Raw genomic sequence first — 18,043 nt, 5'->3', positions numbered from 1 at the left:
TGATATGCTGACGCACGAACAAAGCTTATACGTCGGTGCACCCCGCAGTTCTGGGTACCGGCGCACGGTCGAAGTAGTCACGGGAAAACTTAAGACTCACGGAAAATTCACCGGCAAACGCATGCTCGACATCGGTTGCGGCGAGGGTTCTTTCACTGTCGTTCTGGGACAGAACTTCGAGGAAGTGCACGGCATCGACGTACAGGATGCATTTCTGAATTCGTTTCGCCAGAAGGTTTCTGCAGACAAGCGTTTCTTTGTGCAATGTATGTCGGCATCTGAAATGACATTTCCTGATGCGCATTTTGACACGATCGTCTCCATTGAAACGCTTGAGCATGTGCCCGATCTGAAAGGTGCTGCTCGCCAAATCTCTCGTGTACTGAAACCGGGGGGCGAGTTGTTGATCACAGTCCCGAACCGCTGGTTCCCGTTCGAAAATCACGGGATCCGAGTCGGTTCGTGGGAAAAACATGGTCGCATTCCGCTTTTGACCTACTTCCCCTGGCTCCACCGGAGGTATGCAATTGCCCGAGTATTCACCGTGACAGATTTGGATTCTCTGTTCGTATCTTCAGGGTTGCGAAGGACGGCCACTGATTACACGTGGCCAACATTTGAGCACGGCGGAAATCGTTTTCAGCGTTTCTTGAAACCGCTGTTCGGAGTCATGCGAACCATGGAGCATTCGCCGCTTCGCATGTTCGGCTCATCGGTGATCGTCAAATATGCTCGCGAGGAAGCAGACCCGCGGTAGGCGCGTCCAAGCCCGTTAAATAAATCTTTAGACGGTTCAAGAGAGGGCTCCTTTTTGACTTGCTGCTGCCGCGTTCCGTCACGGAAAATCAAAATGCAGGCCATGTTCAATATCCACAGCATTTACAATCAGGTCTTTAGAATCTGGAGGGCCAAACGTTTCACCAAATTTCTGGAGGTCCTGCGTCCAACAAAAGAAGACGTCCTCCTAGACGTAGGCGGTTATCCCTGGTTTTGGACATCCCACGAGCAGCCTGTCGCCAAAATCGACGCTATTAACATTCACCCAGTTTTTTGGAGTCCCGAAAAATTTCCAAATCATCAAGTGAACACTCTCGTCGGTGATGGGTGTGCCCTCGCCTTTCCTGATCACTCTTACGACATTGGATTCTCCAACAGTGTGATTGAGCATGTCGGTTCATGGGAACAACAGCAGTGTTTTGCATCGGAAATTCGCCGTGTGGCACGGGCGCTTTGGGTGCAGACCCCAGCATACGAATGCCCATTCGAGCCCCACTATATGGCACCGTTCATCCACTACCTACCAGTCGGATTACAGAAAAAGCTCGTCCGCTGGATCACACCGTGGGGATGGCTGACCAAGCCCGGAAAGGCGGAGATTGACGCCATGGTGGAGACAACCCGCCTGCTTACACATAACGAAATGAAGGAGCTCTTTCCAGATTGTGAGATTTTCGTGGAACGACTTCTCGGACTTCCAAAGTCCTATATCGCTATTCGACGATCACAAAAAGAGCGTTCACTTACCTATCCCAGACGCCCTTCTCAGCCCAATCAAGACAACTTGATTTGAGCGGCCGAGGCTGAACGTCCCTCAGGGCTAAAAAGATCCGGGGCGTTTCAACTATTGCGAGGGCGAAACTGTGCGAGCGCGTCCTGTGTTCCGGCGATCTCCTCTTGGACGTGGCCAGGGGGAATCGCAGAGCTCAAATGAGCCGCCCAGACTGACCAAAGCATCCATCTTGAACGCGAGTATATTGCCGTTGCTTCCGAGGACCGGCGCTGAATCACCCTCTCCCCATAATGGAAACGTGGCGACCTTTGCCATCTGTGCGTCGAACAGATGCAATGGACCTTGAAAGTACGAAACAACAACGATGTCCCCTTTCAGAATGGCCAATTCCGCTCGCATCGGGTGAACCATCGGCACACTCCATTTGCGTTTGCCACCGGGATGGAGGGCCCAAACAGAGTTATTGACACCCAGATAGATGGTCCCGTCGGAACCGATGACCGGACTTGCAGCGGTCACGCCCCCGGTGTGCAACTTCCATACGAGCTTGCCACTTGGTTCGAGCTTATAGAGAAAGCCGCTGGCTGATGTGACCACCAGATGGACATCACCTGACAAAGCTGGTGAAGAAATCACAGGACCTCCGGTCGGGAAGTCCCAAAGCTTTTCCCCCGAGGGCGCGAGGCCGTAGAATTTGCCGTCGTGAGAACCAACACAAATGGTGCCGTCATTTAGGATAACAGCTGATGAGGATATTGGGCCCTCTGTCTTGAATTTCCATTTGAGGGAACCGTCCGGCCGAATCGCGTAAACATGTTTGTCCCAGGATCCAAAAATGATACTTTCGTCCATAGCGATCGCAGGGGACGAGTCAATCCAACCGTCGGACCTAAAGGCCCATTGTATTTTCCCTTTGCTGCTGACGGCATAAAGGTTCCGGTCTCGCGACCCAAAATATAGCATCCCGTTTTCTGATAGGGCCGGGGATGATCTAATCTCCGATGCCATTCGACGTTTCCAAAGGAGCTTCCCGGTCGCAGAAACGGCTCTAAACCATTGGTCAGAACCCCCAAAATAAATAACGCCGTCTTCCGAGGTGGCCGGGGTTGAATCTACCCAATGACTGACGCGGAGACTCCAAGCTTGCAACAAATTGGTCCCATTTTCCGCACCGGCGGGACTTGGAAAAGAGAACACTAGCAGCAACAAGCAAACCATCCGCGAACATTGCGACCTTGGAGCAAGCCACCAAGTGAAGGCCGTCGGAACGCAGCCGGAAATCGCATTAACTGATGGTGAGAAGCCAGTCCGTCCCAAAGTCACAAATTTGAAAAGCTCTCTTTCGTCTGATAGTCGCGAGTTCATCGTGCGCAGAAGACTCCACTCTTGAAAACGACTTGGCAACTCCGCGCCTGGGGTCGTCTACGGGTACTTTAAGCAAGAACGGAGCGGAACCGTACCACCCTTGCCAAAGCCGACCAGAAGATTGAATCCTTTCGATCCGTGCAGCTCTTCGGCGTGACAAAGACGATGATACGTGCCCCCAAGGATTTTCTTTCCCGGAATTTCACTTCATCACGCGGCAAGTAAACAAAAGATGACGACAAAATCGTTGATGAGCGCGTACAAGTCGTGATTGCCTCTTCGAGAACGCTCGTTTCGCCTAAAGAACGTCCTTGTCCCTCAAGAGCGTTCCTCGCCGCTCAACGAGCGGTCCCTGTCGCCTCAAAAACATTCATCGTCGCGAGAAGAACATACCAGCGTTCGATATTTTTCCGGAGGCGGCCTCTTCCCGCGGGACGCGGAGCTGGAGCGTGGAGGTCCCGGTCCCGGCTTCCTCAAGCCATTCGAGCTTTTCCCGGAACGAGGTTTGCAGTCCGCGCAATAGCCTGCTGAGTTCAGCGCCTTCAATGGTGCTGAACTTCCAATTCCGATCGGAATAAAGGTTCGTCATGACTTCTCGTTGAGGGACGAATTCCGCCGGGCTGCCTGAAACCGCAAAGTCAATTCCTCAGCATCTTCCAGCCACTGCAATTTTTCGCGAAAGCTCAATCGCCGGTCCAAATGCCGGTCCAGTTCGCGGCTGCCGTCGGACGTTGCCCAGCGCCAGTCAGGCTTGATGTTATGGTCGGCGCTCACTTGATCCGTTCAAGCTCCTGGATGTCGAGCATGTCCGTCGTTCAGGCTTTTAACAATTGTCTCGATGCTTCGGACTTCCATGGCTCCAGGTCACTGAGTTTGCGCCAAAACCACAGGGCTGGCAGCGCAGACTCCCAAGTCTGCAGTATCGCCCGTCCTCCGTAACACGCTGCAGTCGTTGCGCTACAATCGTTGTTTCCACGAATCGACAATCTGGCGAAAGACGCTCTTTAAGTCATGCTGTAAATCCCACTTCGGGTAGTGCGACTTCATTTTTCGCAGGTCGCTGTAATAACACATGTGATCGCCAATTCGCGCCTGGTCCACATACGTGTACACCTGCTTCTTTCCCGAACACTCCTCCGCCAATCCGAAAGCCTCAAGGATCGAGCAGGAATTGTCCTTTCCACCGCCCAGGTTGTAAACCTCTCCGCACCGCGGGTTCTGCGCAAATTCGAACATGAAGCGCGCGACATCCTCGGAATGAATGTTGTCGCGGACCTGTTTTCCCTTGTATCCGAACACCTTGTATTCACGGCCCTCCAGGTTGCACTTGACCAGGTAGCTCAGGAACCCGTGCAACTCCACGCCACTGTGATTCGGACCCGTCAGGCAGCCGCCCCGCAGGCAACAGGTCGGCATGTTGAAATAGCGGCCATACTCCTGCGACATGATGTCGGAAGCCACCTTTGATGCGCCAAACAGCGAATGCTTCGATTGATCGATCGAGAACGATTCTGGAATCCCGTTCGCATAAGCCGGATCGGAGTAGTCCCAGCGCGTTTCCAATTCCTTCAATCCGATAGTGTTCGGCCGGTCGCCATACACCTTGTTGGTCGACATGTGAATGAACGGCGACTCGGGACAGCTTTGGCGTGCGGCTTCCAGCAGGTTCAGCGTGCCTACTGCGTTGACATCGAAGTCGTCGAACGGAATTTTGGCCGCAAGATCGTGCGAGGGCTGCGCCGCGGTGTGAACGATGACGTCCGGCTCGATCTCCTTCACCAACTGGAGAACCGCCGGCCGGTTTCGGATATCGAGTTCGTGATGCGTGAAGTGCGTCAGCGATTTCGCAAGGCGCTCCTGGTTCCAGCGCGTGTTTCCCTGCGGGCCGAAGAAGGCTTCGCGCTGGTTGTTGTCGGCACCATGAATGTGAAACCCGTTGGCATGAAAAAACGCAGAGACTTCCGAGCCTATGAGCCCGGAGGATCCGGTAACCAGACAGATTTTCATTGAGGCAAGAAGCTAGAGAGAAAAGAGCAGGTCGCAAAGCGAGAAAGCGAGGAACGGCCTGGCCATTGCATGGAGGTTCAACCACGAATCACACTAAGCACACGAAATACGGACACGAAAGCACGTCTCGTCAACGTTGCTGCCGCCGAGACGGTCGCATTTCGACGTCACCGAGCATCCAAAGAAAACGGCTTGAGCTTACTGGACTTCATTGATTTAATCCTCCTCGCGAAAGGAGTCCTACAACATGAATCGAATCCAACGAACCGAAACACCCCTCGTAATCCTTATTCTCCTGGTTCTCCTATCATTCGAGGTGACGGTTAAGGGGGGAGGCGTGGTAAATACGCCTGACGAAAGCGCGCTTCGCGCAGCGCTCCAGGGAGGAGGCGAAGTGACCCTCGCCTTCGATGGGACAATCGTCCTGACGAATACCCTCAACATCTCGAACCCCACGATCATCGATTCAACGGGCCACGAAGTCACGCTCAGCGGCGGAAACTCGTGCCGAATTTTCAACCTCCTGCCAGGAGCATCGTTATTGTTGAAGGATTTAACTTTGAAGAACGGCCTGGCGGCAGGAGCTGATGGCTCGTCGAGCTCGGATGCTCAACCAGGCCGCGGCGGGGCGGTCTATGTCGATGGCGGTAACTTCCGGGCGGTTCATTGCGCTTTCATGGAAAACGAAGCGAGAGCCGGCGATGGTGTTGCGCTGGATCCTCTGCAATTTCAATTATCGGCACCCGGGGACGGGGGCGCGATTTACGCCACGAACTCTGAAATCAGCCTAGAAAACTGCGTTCTAGTTGCGAACTCCGCTACTGGTGGAGAAGGTTTCGGCGGAAGGTGGTTTTCAGGCCCGGGTGGGGACGCAAACGGTGGCGCTATTTTTGCCTCTGGCGGGGAGATGAATCTGATCTCGTGCGTAATCGGCACGAATTACGCGCAAGCCGGAATCCCTACGAGCGTTTACGGCTTGGGTGGCGCCGCTTCAGGAGGCGCGATATGCCTGCAAAATGTAGCTACAAAGATCGTCGGCGGCATCATCGAAGGGAATTCGTGCATAGCGGAGATCGCTTTACATGGGCAGGGAGGAGCCATCTTCCAGAAAGGCGGAACAATGGGATTGTTGAACACCAGCCTGCTCGGGAATTCCGCCTCCGGCGGTTCGAGCACAGAAATACCTTCCGCCACACCAGGAAACGGAGCGGGAGGAGCAGTATGTCTAGTCGCAGGGAGTGCCGGGATGACGAATGTGACGTTCCATTCAAACCTGGCCATCGGCGGCACTTCGCACACTGCAAGCACGCCCGGAGAGGCAGCCGGGGGCGCCATTTGTAGCCTGAGTAACGTTTTAGTGATGGTCAATTGTACGGTGCTCGAGAATTCAGCTCAGGCCGGCACGATGCCGGAGGGGTTTCAGGGCACGGCGCTTGGAGGTGCTGTGTATGCATCCCAAGCAAGTGTTGACGTCATGAACGTTACGTTTACGGGAAACGGGACCTACCGAAATCCCTCCGCCGACACTTCTCTGCCAGCAAATCTTCGCGGTGGGAACCTCTATGTGGAGAACAGCGTTTTCTCGCTAATGAACTCGATTGTAGCTAATGGCATCGTTGGGAGCAATTGCTTCGGGAATCTGACCGATCTGGGTTACAACTTGTGTTCAGACGGGAGTTGTGGTCTTTCTGCCCCTGGCAGTTTGAGCAATATTGATCCCAAGCTCGGACCCTTGGGCAGCTATGGAGGAGAAAACGCAACTGTCCCGCTGTTAACAGAAAGCCCTGCCCTTGACGCAGCAAGCCCAACGACCTTTCCACAGACAGATCAAAGAGGCCGGGCACGTCCGTTCGGTTCGCGGGCAGACATGGGATCTTTCGAATCGTCGCCGCCTTACGTGTTAACCGGCACAGTGCGAGGCGCGACGCTGAACGACGAAGTCTTCCTGCAAATCGACGGCTCCAGCATCGAAACCATAGCTGGTCAGTATACGAGCGCAGGCATTCCCTCGGGCAATCACGTGGTCACACCCTTTCACCCTGATTTCTCCTTCATTCCAGCGGCGAAAACTCTCACGTTCGGACCAGATCGGTTCGGTGTTGATTTCACTGCGTATGGGTTGCATACCTTCACGGCGGAAGGAATCTCGAACGGGGTTCTCCGCGTGATTTACGCCAGCACAAACGGGCAAGTGATTCGGATCGAAAGCTCAACGAACCTGCAACATTGGACTGCATTGGAAACGAATGTCATTGATGAATCGGGAATATGGGAGCTGACCATGCCGATTGATGCCAATCCGCAACAGTTTTTGCGAACGCGGGCGCCCTGATTAGGCATGCGCCGGAATCCCCCTCGGTTCAACTGTGTTGAACACCCTGCGGGAACTATTCGCGCTTCGGCGCTTCCTGAGCTGGACTTCTGAAAATGCCGTGAGCTTCCCGCCAGTCTTTGATGGATTCTCAAGTGCTCCTGACAGTGGAGCGTTTAAATCGTCTCCTCCGTTTGATAGGTGGACTGGGCGCTGATGCAAGGTTGGCGGCCACGCAGCCCCATGGCATCGGCTGGATAAAACCTAGGCGCGTTTCCCACGATAAGCGCACGTCCGCCGATGAAGCAGCCCGAAGGCTGCGGTCCTGGCTCGCAGTATTTCTTCGATTTACGCACATTTCACCCGTAAAGCCGCGTCGACGCTGCGCCCCCTACAGCAAAATGCGTGGAATTATTGCAATAAATGCGGACTGATCGCGCTTGAAATGCATCACACTCCTGCGTCAGGTTTGCGGCAATGACTCTTGCGAATACTTTTACGAGCCAGACGGACGTCGATCGTCTGATCGAATACATCAACGTCAAGCTGGCCATGCTCGGTTTTGCGCCGGTGCCCACACGGCAGAACGAAGCCCTCCGCGATATCGTCTCCTCCTTGATCGCCCAAAACCGGGAAATGGAGCGGCTCCTGTCCAATCATCTCTGCCCAGCCGATCAGCGAATCCAGACCTTCCTCTACGATTACCTCCAGGAAATTCCCGTCGCCCGCCTGCCGCTTCACACGCTTTCGCTCGACCGCCCGGGGATGGCACGCGTGCTTTCGCTGCCCGTGGATGGCGACGAATTTGTATCCGGCATCCTGAATTCCTATCGAGTCAAACAGGGCGTGCTGCACAATCCGAAGGCGGATCGGCGCACCACACAGGGAATTTTCCACGTCGCCGAGGGCGGACTACCCGTGCCCGATGACAAGATTGCGGTGCCGAAGGCCGTGTTCGGAAAAATGCTGCAGCTCGCCTTGCAGCCTCCGGCCGAGATCATGCGGCTTCCGTTCACGGCGAATCAGCCGCGCCAGGCTGAATGCTTTGTGTCGCTGCTGTTGCGCCCGATTGTCTGCCCGGAAGTTCCAGGCTACACGCCGCAGAAATGCATGGAGGTTCGCTTCTTCGCCCCCGGCAACCTGGTCAGCAACCTCGATTTTGTTGAAAGCATCTTCGGCAATGGCGGCGATCCCGATCTCCCCGAGAACGACGCGGGACTGGATCCAGAACATTGGACGGGCCACACAGGTTGCGTGATCCTCGCGCCTCACCTGATCAAGGTCACCAAGAAGGAGGCCGGCCTGCCGGAGTGGAAGGACGCAACAGAACGACAGCGCCGCGATGGCATGTGCTGGCGCGATGCGGGGGAACTCTACAACAACGGCACTGCCTTCAAGCTCACCTGCCGCGATCAGAGCGGCATTGTCGTGACCCTCATTGCGGACAACTACTTCGGCTACTGCAAGAAGGAGGTCAAAACGCAAATCAGTTACGCCGCAAACCTGTTCGGTTCGTGCGAGGAGGAACACGCGGGCGGCGCGCTAGTGTTCCAGAGCTACGACCTGGGGGATGAATTCAGCGGCGAGCTGCACGTCAAGCAGAAGGGGCATTCGTTCAGCCAGGTGACGAAACTCCTGGGGGATCGCATTGAGGTGAAGCCTGAGGGTTACGCCGTCGACAAAACCTTTCCTGAGGTCTTTTACGTGCCCGAGGACGCGCGCTTCGACCTCCATTTGCAAAAGGTTCTATGGCTTCGCGGCAAAGAGGAGCAAGCCATCCCGCTCGTTCCCAATCGCACCTACGTTCGTCCCTCGGGCTACAAAGTGCGCATGGAACGGCCCTCCGAAAATCGTCCCTGGCGCCTCGTCGGCACCGTCGCCGAAGGCGTTCTGTGCCACAAACCGTGCACCGTTTCCGGCGGCGGCAAATCCGAAATCTCAAAACCGATTACGGACGCCATCCTGACCGGGCCAGTGTTTGTGGCTGATTTCAAAAAGGACTTCGACACGGTCCAGGAGCTCATTCAGCGGGACTACGGCGATCGCTTCAAGGATCCATCGCGCGTGGACAAGCGGCCGATCCTCAGCGCGGAACGCTCCCTGGGATCGGTGATCAAGCTGCTTACGCCTGACGATCAAAACTACAAGCCCGAGTTCAATGAATGGCTGGAAAATACGCCGCAATACCTGAAAGAACTGGTGTTCGTCGTAAAGCGTTATTATGAACCCGAATGGGGCGCCAACTGGCGCGAGCATTTCAGCGTCGATATCATCAACGGCACGCCTGGCAACGAATTAAAGTGTGACAACCGAAAGCTTGTCACCACGCACCTGCGCGTCGGCTTCGATTCCGACGGGTCGTGGCGCACGTTCGGGTTGCGCAAGGATTTCAGTCCTTCCCTGAAGATCCAGATGGAGGACGACATCACCGCATCCATCGTTGTGCCGTCGGCTGCGTTGAAGGAACTTTCCGAGGGTGATTCGTCGGCCGCGGTGAAGTTCGTTACGAACTGCGAATTGCGCCTGTTCCAACGTCCCGATGATGCCATCCATCGGGGTTACGACAAGATGACGGAGGCGGATTTTGTCCGCACGGACAACTTCTTCTCCAATTACCAGCCGCTGACGGTGGAATATGCGCGCGAACTGTTGAATGACACGATCGGGCTGCATCAGTTCACCGAGCCGATGCGGCGTCTGATTCTTGATGTGGCCCAGACCGGGAAACCGGGATTCTTCGTTTCCACGGCAAACCCACGCCTGGTTGAGGGCAAACCCAGCAAGAATCCGCGATACCTCCAGGTGCGTCCGGACCTGATGAAACCCGTTGAAAGTTATCTGGCCCAGGTTTCGGGGAAACTCCGGCGCCGGCTTTCGGCAGACAAGCCGTTGTATACGCCGGTTGGAGCGGTGTTGCCCGGGCGCCGGAACAATCCACCTGAGCCTGGTATTCGGCCGCTCGCAGTGTTCAATCCGATCCATTACTTCGAACTGCCCGAGCTGTTCATGGAATTCATTTGCAGCATGACTGGCAAATCGCCCTCCACGACCGGCGCGGGATCAGAAGGCGCGCTCACGAAAGGTCCGTTCAACGCGTTGCCGCCGATCATTGATCTGAACAATGCCCTGGTGTCCTGGCTGCTTACGGGTCATCACGGGTTTGTCACGGCGGCCGGGTATGTCGGTCCGAAGGTGCGGGTGGATCACGACGTGAGCCTGCTGGTTCCCGAACTGTGGTGCCGCCTGCGTCCTGAAGAGCGCGATCCGCAATTCCTGATCCGCAACGGATTCCTGGAGAAGTGTGAGGATTTCGAATACCAGGGCAAAAAGGTGCTCGCAAGCCGCCTCGGGTATCGCATCAATGCCCAGTTCGTTCGCGCCTTCTTCGGCCGCGTCTTCAACCATCCGCACGAAGTCTTCACCGACTCCATGCTGCGGCCCGAGTTGCAGGGGCTCGATGTGTTCGTTGATGGAATGGAAAACATCGTTGCGACGCAGAAGCGCGTGGCGAAGGCATATTTCGACGACGGCAGCTTCGCCCAGGCGTGCCCGCCACTCCAGGCGCTGCTCACGATCATGCTGCACGATGAATGGAAAGGGAAAGGGCTCAACCATCCCGACGTTCGCGCGCTGTTCACGCGGGAATCGCTGCTTGAAAGCGAGTGGTATGAGGCGCGGCTCAAAGCGAAGCAACAGGTGGATATCCGCCTTTGGACCCGGCATGTCGAGTACCTGGAACGTTTCGTTCGCCGCGTGAGCTATGCGGAGGAAGTCAGGCGGCTCAATATCGCGGAGCGATTGCAACAGGCCCGCGACACCCTCGAACGGGTGCAAACCCCGGAACACCTGGAGTCGCTGTTGGGGACCATCGGAGCCGAGCCTCTGGAAAAATTTGGGTGACGCTCTGGACTCGTCTCCGACGGGCCGCTTCTCTAGCTTGCGGGCATGTTGCCGGGACAACCCTGGAAGTTTGACGCGACGGTTCGCCTGGGCGCGAGCGTTGTCGTATGCGCGGTATTCATGAGCGCGTGCGCAGTCGCGCTCATCCAATATTTTCGCGAGCCGCAGAACTACAATACCGTCTACCTCGGCGCGGTCGGGGGAGCGACTGCGCTCCTGGGTGTCGTGCTCTACCTGCTGCGCCGCGGCTGGAGCGATCAAGGAATGGTCCGCACGTTCGGCACCTTGCTCGCGAGTTTCTACGTCGGACTGCTGCTGATTTGGATCGCCGGGCGTTTCGGTTCGGAGGCGGACCCCGCCAGCGTTCCGAATGTTTGGAAAATTGTCGTGACGCTTGTCTGCTTTCAGGGAGCTACGGTCTGGTTGATCCACCATTTTCTTCGCGAACAATCGACCGGCTGGGTCGAGGCTTTCGGACTTCGCAACAGCTCGGGAAGGGCGATTGGTCTCGGAGTCCTCGCGGGATTGGCGGCGGTGCCGCTGATGGGCGTGATGCATTTGCTTTCCGCCAGGCTCCTGGAACTGGTGGGAGTTCCGCCGTCAGAACAGGAAGCAGTCCAGGTGTTGCGCGCCGCAAACACGTGGATGTCGCGTGCCGTAATGGGCCTCACCGCCATTGTTTTCGCGCCGCTCGCGGAAGAGCTGCTCTTCCGTGGGGTGCTCTATCCATTCATCAAACAACTCGGATTCCCGAGGATCGCAGTATGGCTCACGGCTATTCTCTTCGGGCTGATCCACGGCAACCTTGGTGTCTTTGTGCCCCTGACATTTTTCGCGATGGTGCTCATCTGGCTTTATGAACGCACGGGCAATCTCGCGGCACCAGTTGCGGCGCACGTGGCGCTCAACACTGCAAATTTCGTCATGCTGTTCCTGTTGGATCCACACAGTGTCGTTGCGCCCACATGAAAGAGTTTGAACTCATTGCGCGGCTTACCCGCTCGTTGCCGTCGAACCGGACAGTGGTCAATGGTCCGGGCGACGATTGCGCCGTTCTGGATCTCGGCCTGCCCGATCGCCTGCTGCTGCTGAAGACCGACGCCGTGGTGGAAGGAATTCACTTTCTTCCCGACGCAGATCCCGCAAGCGTGGGACACAAGGCGCTGGCGCGTTGCTTGAGTGACATTGCAGCGATGGCGGGAACCCCGACAGCGGCGGTGATTACGATTGCCCTGCCGAAGCAATTTGATCTCGCGCGCGTTGACGGGATTTACGCCGGCATCAACGCCCTCGCGCGGCGTCATGAGGTTGCGATCGTGGGTGGCGAAACCACCACTAATCCCGAACGGTTTTTGATTTCCGTTTCCGTGGTCGGTTCGGTTCCTCGTGGCAAGGCGGTTCTCCGATCTGGCGCTCAGGCAGGTGACGCGATCTTTGTGACAGGTGAATTGGGCGGTTCACTGGCGGGCAAACATCTGGCGTTCGAGCCGCGACTCGCCGAAGCACGGTGGCTTGCCGAGAACTTCTGCATTCATTCCATGCTCGACTTGAGCGACGGTCTGGCGGGAGATCTCAAGCACATCCTGAACGCCAGCAAGGTGGGGGCGGAGCTGTTGACGGCATCGATTCCGATCACCCGCGAGGCGCGGATGTTGTCGAGGGCAGAATCTCCCGCCAAGCCGCCGTTGCTTGCAGCGCTGACCGACGGGGAGGATTTCGAGCTCTTGTTTACTGTTGCCAGCAAGGACGCAGTTCCGCTCCTGGATGCTTGGCGCGCGCGCTTTACAGAGCTGAAACTGACGTGCATCGGGAAGATTATCAGGGGTGAAGGAATTGCACTGCGCGACAAGCACGGCCATCAACGCCTCGATCTGCCCGGTTACGAACACTTCGGCTGAACAAGGGAAAAACGCATTTAACAGGAGCAAGCAGAGGTAGCAGAGGCGGAAAATGGGAATCAGAGGCCTGGGCAGTTGTTTTCGCAACTCTCTGCTTCCTCTGCGACCTCCTGTTCAAAACTTTGCTGCTGCGACCGGCTGGGTTGCTTCGCACATCCCTTTCGTTGTATCCACTTTGCGTGGATTTGCAATCGATGGATGAGACGGAGCGGATCACGCGCTCACCTGCGGAAACTGAAGCGCTCGGCGAATGCTGGGGGCGCGATGCGGAACGAGGGACAGTCTTCGCCCTGTGCGGTGACCTCGGCGCGGGCAAGACCCAGCTCGTGCGCGGAATAGCGCGCGGGCTTGGCTTCAGCGGACGAGTTCATTCTCCCACTTTCACGCTCGTCAACGTCTATGAAGGCGGACGCCTCACGCTGTTCCACCTGGACCTCTACCGCCTCGAAACGCGTGAACAACTGCTATCGGCCGGAATTCATGAGTATCTGGATCCTGACGGGGTAAGCGTCATTGAGTGGGCGGAACGCTGGTTTTCGGAATCTCACGGCCCGCTTCCCGCGAACGTGCATCCCGTGCGTATTGAAACGGTAGCCGAAACGGAACGCCGCATCTCCTATGAATATTCTGGCCATTGATTTTTCCTCAAACCAGCGGAGCGTGGCCGCCTCCCGCGCGGGAACTCCATTCGAGGTGATCAACAGCGATCCTCGCACCACGCGCGCTCTCGAGATGATTGAGGAAGCACTGCAAGGCGCCGGTTTGGATCGACAGCACGTCGACTGTGTGGTTGCTGGACTGGGGCCCGGGTCCTACACGGGAATCCGCGCGTCGCTCGCTCTCGCGCAGGGATGGCAACTCGCGAATGGTGTGCGGTTGCTCGGCATCAGCAGCGCTGAAGCAATCGCCGCGAAGGCTCACGCAAATGGGTTGCGCGGAACCGCCGCTGTTGTGATTGATGCCCAGCGCGGGGAGCTGTATCTCGCCGTTTATTCGATGAGCGAATCAGGCGCCGCCGAATTGTCGCCACTGCGGATCGCATCCGTCATTGAAGCGCAAGAGCTCGCGCAATCTGGCTGCATGCTGATTGGACCGGAAGTGACGCGATGGTTTCAACAAGGGCAAGTGGTGTTTGCATCGGCAAGCCAGCTGGCGCTGCTGGCATTGCAGCGAAACGAGGCGGCACCGGGCGAACGATTGGAACCGATTTACCTCCGAGAGACCACCTTTGTCAAAGCGCCGCGCCCGCGCGTGATTCCATAGCAGGCGCCACTGATCGAATCCTATTCCCAGTAATAGTAATTGATCGTATCGAACAAATTATCCTTGGCTTCGATTTCCTCAAGCCACTGTGGATCGACATCACCGCTCAGCAGGTGGTCGTGCAACACCATGAACCGAAGGAGATGGTCCTTCACGCGGCGGCGGGCGTAGTTCGGACTGGTGCCAGTTCGGAGGATAAAGGGCCAGTCACTGGATTGCACGAGCAGGAGCTCGCGGGCGGCTTGGGTCAGAGCCCGATGTTCCAGGGGAGTAGGTGAAGGGAACCTCCGCACGAGCTGGGTCATCCGCTCCTGCGCAATGTGCAGGTGCGGGTAAATCCATTCATTCGTCTCGTTCAACCAGACACGCCAGTATCCCTCCTCGCCCCAACTCGACGCGCTCGGTTCCGCCACCTGGTTTGACGGAAACTGCTTCAGGTATTCATCCGGCGAAATCAGCGTGAAGACCTTCTGGTCGAAGTATGCTTTCCGCACGAAATAATCGAGGAACTCCGGTCCTTCATACCACCAATGTCCGAACAACTCGGCGTCATATGGCGAGAGGATGAGCGGAGGGCGGTCGAGGATCGACGCGAGCTTCTCCATTTGAGCCACCCGCGCCAGCAGGAAGTGCTGCGCATGGTCGGCGGCGCGCTGAACCGCGACGGCGCGATTGTAGACCGATTTCTGCGAAGTGCCGCCCGTGATGCGATGATATTTAATCCCCGTGAACCCCCGCTGATCCGGCGCGGGGAGATACGGTTTCACGTAATCGAGGTCCAGGTCGAACCCGATGTCGCGGTAAAAATCGCGGTACACAGGATCGCCAGGGTAGCCTTCATCCTTGCTCCAAACCTGCTTGGCGGACTCAAGGTCGCGGCCGAACGCGGCAATGCCATTCAGAGTGTAGATGGGTGCGAAAACGCCATAGCGCGGTCGCGGGCGCGCATGCAACACACCGTGGGTATCCGTGATGAACCAGCGGATGTTCGCCTCCTGCAGCACCTTCTCGACCCCTGCGACATACGCGCATTCCGGCAGCCAGATGCCGCGTGGATCTTTGCCGAAACACATTCGATAATGATCGCGGGCGATGAGGATCTGGGCGCGGATCGAAGGCGGATGGCCCGCGAGGAGGGGCAGCAGCGCATGCGTGGCAGCACAGGTGATGATTTCCAGCACTCCCGCGTCCTGCAATTCGCGAAACGCGCGTACGAGATTCCGGCCGTAGTGGAGATAACTCTCGTGGGCGGCATTGAATCGCTGCAGATACATTTCGGCGAGGGAATTCAGCCCGGCATCCCAATGCGTCCGATGCGTTTCCTTTTCAGCCAGTTCGATCAACTCCTTGAGGTGCCGTTCGTAACGCTCCTGCAGCAGCGGGTCGAGCAGCATCGCGCAAAGCGTGGGGGTGAGCGTCAGGGTGAGCCTCGCCTGCATGCCATCGCGCTGCCAGCCCTCAAGCACCTTCAACAATGGAATGTAGGTCTCCGTTATGGCCTCGAAGAGCCAGCTTTCTTCAAGGAACCGTGGATGTTCCGGATGCCGCACAAACGGCAAATGCGCATGGAGAACGAGAGAGAGATAACCTTGCATGTCAATTCTCAAGTTTCCGGAGGAATCTCAATTGAACCATCGTCCTCATCATCGTCGCTGAAATATTCGGCAACACGCGCACTGATCGCGAAACAGATGACACCCGCCACCAGCAAGGCTCCCCCCGGGATCCACTTGCTCGCAGCTGCATCAGCATCGCCAGCGCGTTGTCGCATAAATTCAAGCGTGCACAGCAGGCAGCCAATGACGACGAGCGCCACTGCCACAAACCGGATCAGGTTTCGAATGGCTCTTTTCATTCGACATGCGGCGCGGCAAATCGGCTTACAGCGCGTCGGGCTCTGGACGTTTCAGATTCGGATCCTGAGGATGCGTGCCGACATCACCGCGATACTCCGTTGTCCGGGCAAATGCCAGTTCTGCGGCGCGCCCGTCTGTTTTATCCGACGATACGGCGACTACCGGCAGTTCATAATTTCCGTCTGGGAGTGCAAAGCGATAGCTGAAGCTTCCATCCGATCGGAGCCGAATGGGGCGTCCTGCAATCGTGACCTGCGCGTCTGGCTCCGTGGCGCCGTAAATGATCAATTCAGAATTGATGTTGAACCAGAAACCTCTTTCCCGCGGCTGCAGCCCATAGGGACTCGTGACAGCCTTCGCCTCCGCGTGGACTGCCCCTTGCGGGGTCGGCGATGTGGGTGCTGCGCCAGGTTTGCCGCGTTGTGCTGCTGACTCTTCCGCAAGTTCCTGTACGACGCGCCGGCGAATCAATTCAGTAATTTCCATCGAGCCCATCCAAACACGCCGCACATGATCCATGCTGATGATCTCGGCAAGCGCCTTCTCCTGCGATGGAGTCCATGCAGCGTCGCTCGCAGCCGGTGCGGCGTCTGGGGTTCGGGTGGAAACGGTCTGCGCGGACGCCGAATGGTGCGGGAATTCGGGTAAATCCGGCCGCTCTTCAATGCGCACCTCCTGAAGCGCCTCGGCTAGCGGTTCATTTTCTTCCAAGGCTTCCTTCACGAGCGACAGAAGTTTCTCCATCGGCACTTCGAAAGGAATCGTCGCGAAGTCCGCCGTTGTCTCTTCGGCCATCGAGTCGGGCGGAGTCAGTGTCGCCGACGAACTTGCCACCACGGTCCACCTGCCCGATTTGCCGTAATATCCGAGTTGCGCGAAGTACTTCGCTCCCGCCCTCTCCACGTGGGCGAACCAGTGGCGTGCTTCGGGCGCAAGTTGAATCTCCTGCTCCGCCTTGTCGGAAAGGGATCCTGCGTGAATGCGGAGAACAAGGTTTCGCTCAAGTGACGCGGACACATAATGCCGCAGCTGGTCGTCCGTAAGATCCCAATGAACGTAAAGCCAATGGGGATCGCGGGCCGCCACGAGCAACTGTTGCGTGCCGTAGGCTTTTGGCAGTTCCGGTTCCACACCCGATGCCCGTGACGAACCATATGCGACGGCGTAACGCTGGCCGGGTCCGCTGGGAGCGTCTGTCTGCGGTTGATCGCCTTCGAGGAGGATCGGGGGAATCTTTGCCGGCACTTTCCGGGCCGGCGCCTTTGCGGCGGGAAAGCGCTGGCTGGACTTTGACGGGGACGAAGCACCTGGTTCCGGAGACAAAGGAGCTGGCTTCGACAACTTCGGCTCGACGGCAGCAGGCAAAGCGGGCGGCGGTGACGGCTTCTTCGGCAACGACAATTCCGGCTTCGCCTTTTCCGGGACAAGGGCCGGAAGCTTCGCAGACAGCTTTCGCTTCATCGGCGAAACTTTGACCGGAGCAACGGGCGTCCTGCTCGCAACCCGCTTCACTTTCGATTGCGCCGGAACTTCGGGCGCTTCCGGCTTCTTTGTTGGACGATCCGTTTTCGGAGGTGGTTTTGCGGCAGCAGGTTCGGGCACGGGCGCAGCGGCCGCCTTCACGCCTTCGACACGCTTTTTGCGAACCTCTGAGGCAGGTTTCGAACCTGATGTTTCTTTTGGGGAAGCAGCCTTTTGTGAAGCGGCCGCGACGGGTTGCGATTGGCTCTTTACGCCACGGGCCGGAAGCGGTTCGCGGATCTTTTGCGCGCTGGTGGATTTGAGCGGCGGGGCCTCGCGGAGGGGCACGGCGGGCAACGACACAACCTTCTTCTTTGCGGACTTCTTCTTCGGTTTCATGATGACTTAGCTCGTGAAACAACAGGATGCATCGGTGAAGCGAGATTACGGTCGGGCTTCCAGCCTAGCAACG

Annotated in this window: 15 protein-coding genes; 8 read left to right on the top strand and 7 right to left on the bottom strand. The window is 57.1% G+C overall.

The genetic code is table 11. The features are described 5' to 3' along the window. Nucleotides 1–4 precede the first annotated feature (4 nt). Both VEH04_12775 and VEH04_12770 read left to right on the top strand, forming a co-directional pair. Nucleotides 5–757: a class I SAM-dependent methyltransferase gene (locus VEH04_12775; protein ID HYG23650.1), complete on the top strand. Its 753-nt coding sequence runs from the start codon at nucleotides 5–7 to the stop codon at nucleotides 755–757. 102 nt (nucleotides 758–859) lie between these two features. Beyond that, nucleotides 860–1,570 (top strand): methyltransferase domain-containing protein, encoded by a 711-nt coding sequence (locus tag VEH04_12770; GenBank protein ID HYG23649.1) that lies wholly within the window; start codon nucleotides 860–862, stop codon nucleotides 1,568–1,570. A 51-nt stretch (nucleotides 1,571–1,621) separates the two neighbouring features. Here VEH04_12770 and VEH04_12765 read toward each other — a convergent pair whose 3' ends face one another. From VEH04_12765 to VEH04_12750, 4 genes are all read right to left on the bottom strand, one after another. Further along, complete coding sequence (locus VEH04_12765) at nucleotides 1,622–2,362, bottom strand: PQQ-binding-like beta-propeller repeat protein (GenBank protein HYG23648.1); 741 nt, start codon at nucleotides 2,360–2,362, stop codon at nucleotides 1,622–1,624. 883 nt (nucleotides 2,363–3,245) lie between these two features. Beyond that, nucleotides 3,246–3,464, bottom strand: a complete 219-nt coding sequence (locus VEH04_12760; GenBank protein HYG23647.1) for a hypothetical protein — start codon at nucleotides 3,462–3,464, stop codon at nucleotides 3,246–3,248. Continuing rightward, nucleotides 3,461–3,649: a hypothetical protein gene (locus VEH04_12755; protein ID HYG23646.1), complete on the bottom strand. Its 189-nt coding sequence runs from the start codon at nucleotides 3,647–3,649 to the stop codon at nucleotides 3,461–3,463. Before VEH04_12755 ends, VEH04_12760 begins: the two co-directional genes overlap by 4 nt. Nucleotides 3,650–3,832: 183 nt before the next feature. Continuing rightward, nucleotides 3,833–4,882, bottom strand: coding sequence for an NAD-dependent epimerase/dehydratase family protein (locus VEH04_12750; protein HYG23645.1), 1,050 nt, complete (start codon nucleotides 4,880–4,882; stop codon nucleotides 3,833–3,835). Nucleotides 4,883–5,129: 247 nt separating this feature from the next. Between VEH04_12750 and VEH04_12745 the strand changes: the two genes are divergently transcribed. The 6 genes from VEH04_12745 to tsaB all read left to right on the top strand — a co-directional run bounded on the left by VEH04_12745 (nucleotide 5,130) and on the right by tsaB (nucleotide 14,254). Next, on the top strand, nucleotides 5,130–7,214 hold the full coding sequence (locus VEH04_12745; protein ID HYG23644.1) for a choice-of-anchor Q domain-containing protein: 2,085 nt from the start codon (nucleotides 5,130–5,132) through the stop codon (nucleotides 7,212–7,214). A gap of 456 nt (nucleotides 7,215–7,670) precedes the next feature. Further along, nucleotides 7,671–11,093, top strand: a complete 3,423-nt coding sequence (locus tag VEH04_12740; protein ID HYG23643.1) for a hypothetical protein — start codon at nucleotides 7,671–7,673, stop codon at nucleotides 11,091–11,093. A 45-nt stretch (nucleotides 11,094–11,138) separates the two neighbouring features. Beyond that, nucleotides 11,139–12,062, top strand: a complete 924-nt coding sequence (locus tag VEH04_12735; protein ID HYG23642.1) for a CPBP family intramembrane glutamic endopeptidase — start codon at nucleotides 11,139–11,141, stop codon at nucleotides 12,060–12,062. Beyond that, nucleotides 12,059–12,991, top strand: a complete 933-nt coding sequence (locus tag VEH04_12730; protein ID HYG23641.1) for a thiamine-phosphate kinase — start codon at nucleotides 12,059–12,061, stop codon at nucleotides 12,989–12,991. The genes VEH04_12735 and VEH04_12730 overlap by 4 nt, the downstream gene beginning before the upstream one ends. A gap of 179 nt (nucleotides 12,992–13,170) precedes the next feature. Next, a complete protein-coding gene (gene tsaE / locus VEH04_12725; protein ID HYG23640.1) occupies nucleotides 13,171–13,629 on the top strand; it encodes a tRNA (adenosine(37)-N6)-threonylcarbamoyltransferase complex ATPase subunit type 1 TsaE in 459 nt (152 codons plus the stop codon). Continuing rightward, a complete protein-coding gene (gene tsaB / locus VEH04_12720) occupies nucleotides 13,610–14,254 on the top strand; it encodes a tRNA (adenosine(37)-N6)-threonylcarbamoyltransferase complex dimerization subunit type 1 TsaB (protein ID HYG23639.1) in 645 nt (214 codons plus the stop codon). Before tsaE ends, tsaB begins: the two co-directional genes overlap by 20 nt. 20 nt (nucleotides 14,255–14,274) lie before the next feature. On the opposite strand, the gene VEH04_12715 is transcribed toward tsaB, so the two are convergent. From VEH04_12715 to VEH04_12705, 3 genes are read right to left on the bottom strand one after another with little or no spacing between them, the layout of a single operon-like run. Next, nucleotides 14,275–15,849 (bottom strand): 1,4-alpha-glucan branching protein domain-containing protein, encoded by a 1,575-nt coding sequence (locus VEH04_12715; GenBank protein HYG23638.1) that lies wholly within the window; start codon nucleotides 15,847–15,849, stop codon nucleotides 14,275–14,277. Nucleotides 15,850–15,857: 8 nt separating this feature from the next. Further along, on the bottom strand, nucleotides 15,858–16,109 hold the full coding sequence (locus VEH04_12710) for a hypothetical protein (GenBank protein HYG23637.1): 252 nt from the start codon (nucleotides 16,107–16,109) through the stop codon (nucleotides 15,858–15,860). 25 nt (nucleotides 16,110–16,134) lie between these two features. Next, on the bottom strand, nucleotides 16,135–17,970 hold the full coding sequence (locus VEH04_12705) for a DUF4912 domain-containing protein (protein HYG23636.1): 1,836 nt from the start codon (nucleotides 17,968–17,970) through the stop codon (nucleotides 16,135–16,137). Nucleotides 17,971–18,043: the final 73 nt, after the last annotated feature.

This window comes from Verrucomicrobiia bacterium, assembly GCA_035629175.1.
Classification (GTDB): domain Bacteria; phylum Verrucomicrobiota; class Verrucomicrobiia; order Limisphaerales; family DASXHY01; genus DASXHY01.
The sequence above is the reverse complement of the archived record's forward strand: the minus strand, read 5'-3'. Positions and strand labels throughout refer to the sequence as shown.

Coding starts and splice junctions, on each gene's coding strand:
- VEH04_12775 (HYG23650.1), top strand. CDS start 5: ATGCTGACGCACGAACAAAGCTTATACGTCGGTGCACCCCGCAGTTCT.
- VEH04_12770 (HYG23649.1), top strand. CDS start 860: ATGTTCAATATCCACAGCATTTACAATCAGGTCTTTAGAATCTGGAGG.
- VEH04_12765 (HYG23648.1), bottom strand. CDS start 2,362: ATGGACGAAAGTATCATTTTTGGATCCTGGGACAAACATGTTTACGCG.
- VEH04_12760 (HYG23647.1), bottom strand. CDS start 3,464: ATGACGAACCTTTATTCCGATCGGAATTGGAAGTTCAGCACCATTGAA.
- VEH04_12750 (HYG23645.1), bottom strand. CDS start 4,882: ATGAAAATCTGTCTGGTTACCGGATCCTCCGGGCTCATAGGCTCGGAA.
- VEH04_12745 (HYG23644.1), top strand. CDS start 5,130: ATGAATCGAATCCAACGAACCGAAACACCCCTCGTAATCCTTATTCTC.
- VEH04_12740 (HYG23643.1), top strand. CDS start 7,671: ATGACTCTTGCGAATACTTTTACGAGCCAGACGGACGTCGATCGTCTG.
- VEH04_12735 (HYG23642.1), top strand. CDS start 11,139: ATGTTGCCGGGACAACCCTGGAAGTTTGACGCGACGGTTCGCCTGGGC.
- VEH04_12730 (HYG23641.1), top strand. CDS start 12,059: ATGAAAGAGTTTGAACTCATTGCGCGGCTTACCCGCTCGTTGCCGTCG.
- tsaB (HYG23639.1), top strand. CDS start 13,610: ATGAATATTCTGGCCATTGATTTTTCCTCAAACCAGCGGAGCGTGGCC.
- VEH04_12715 (HYG23638.1), bottom strand. CDS start 15,849: ATGCAAGGTTATCTCTCTCTCGTTCTCCATGCGCATTTGCCGTTTGTG.
- VEH04_12710 (HYG23637.1), bottom strand. CDS start 16,109: ATGAAAAGAGCCATTCGAAACCTGATCCGGTTTGTGGCAGTGGCGCTC.
- VEH04_12705 (HYG23636.1), bottom strand. CDS start 17,970: ATGAAACCGAAGAAGAAGTCCGCAAAGAAGAAGGTTGTGTCGTTGCCC.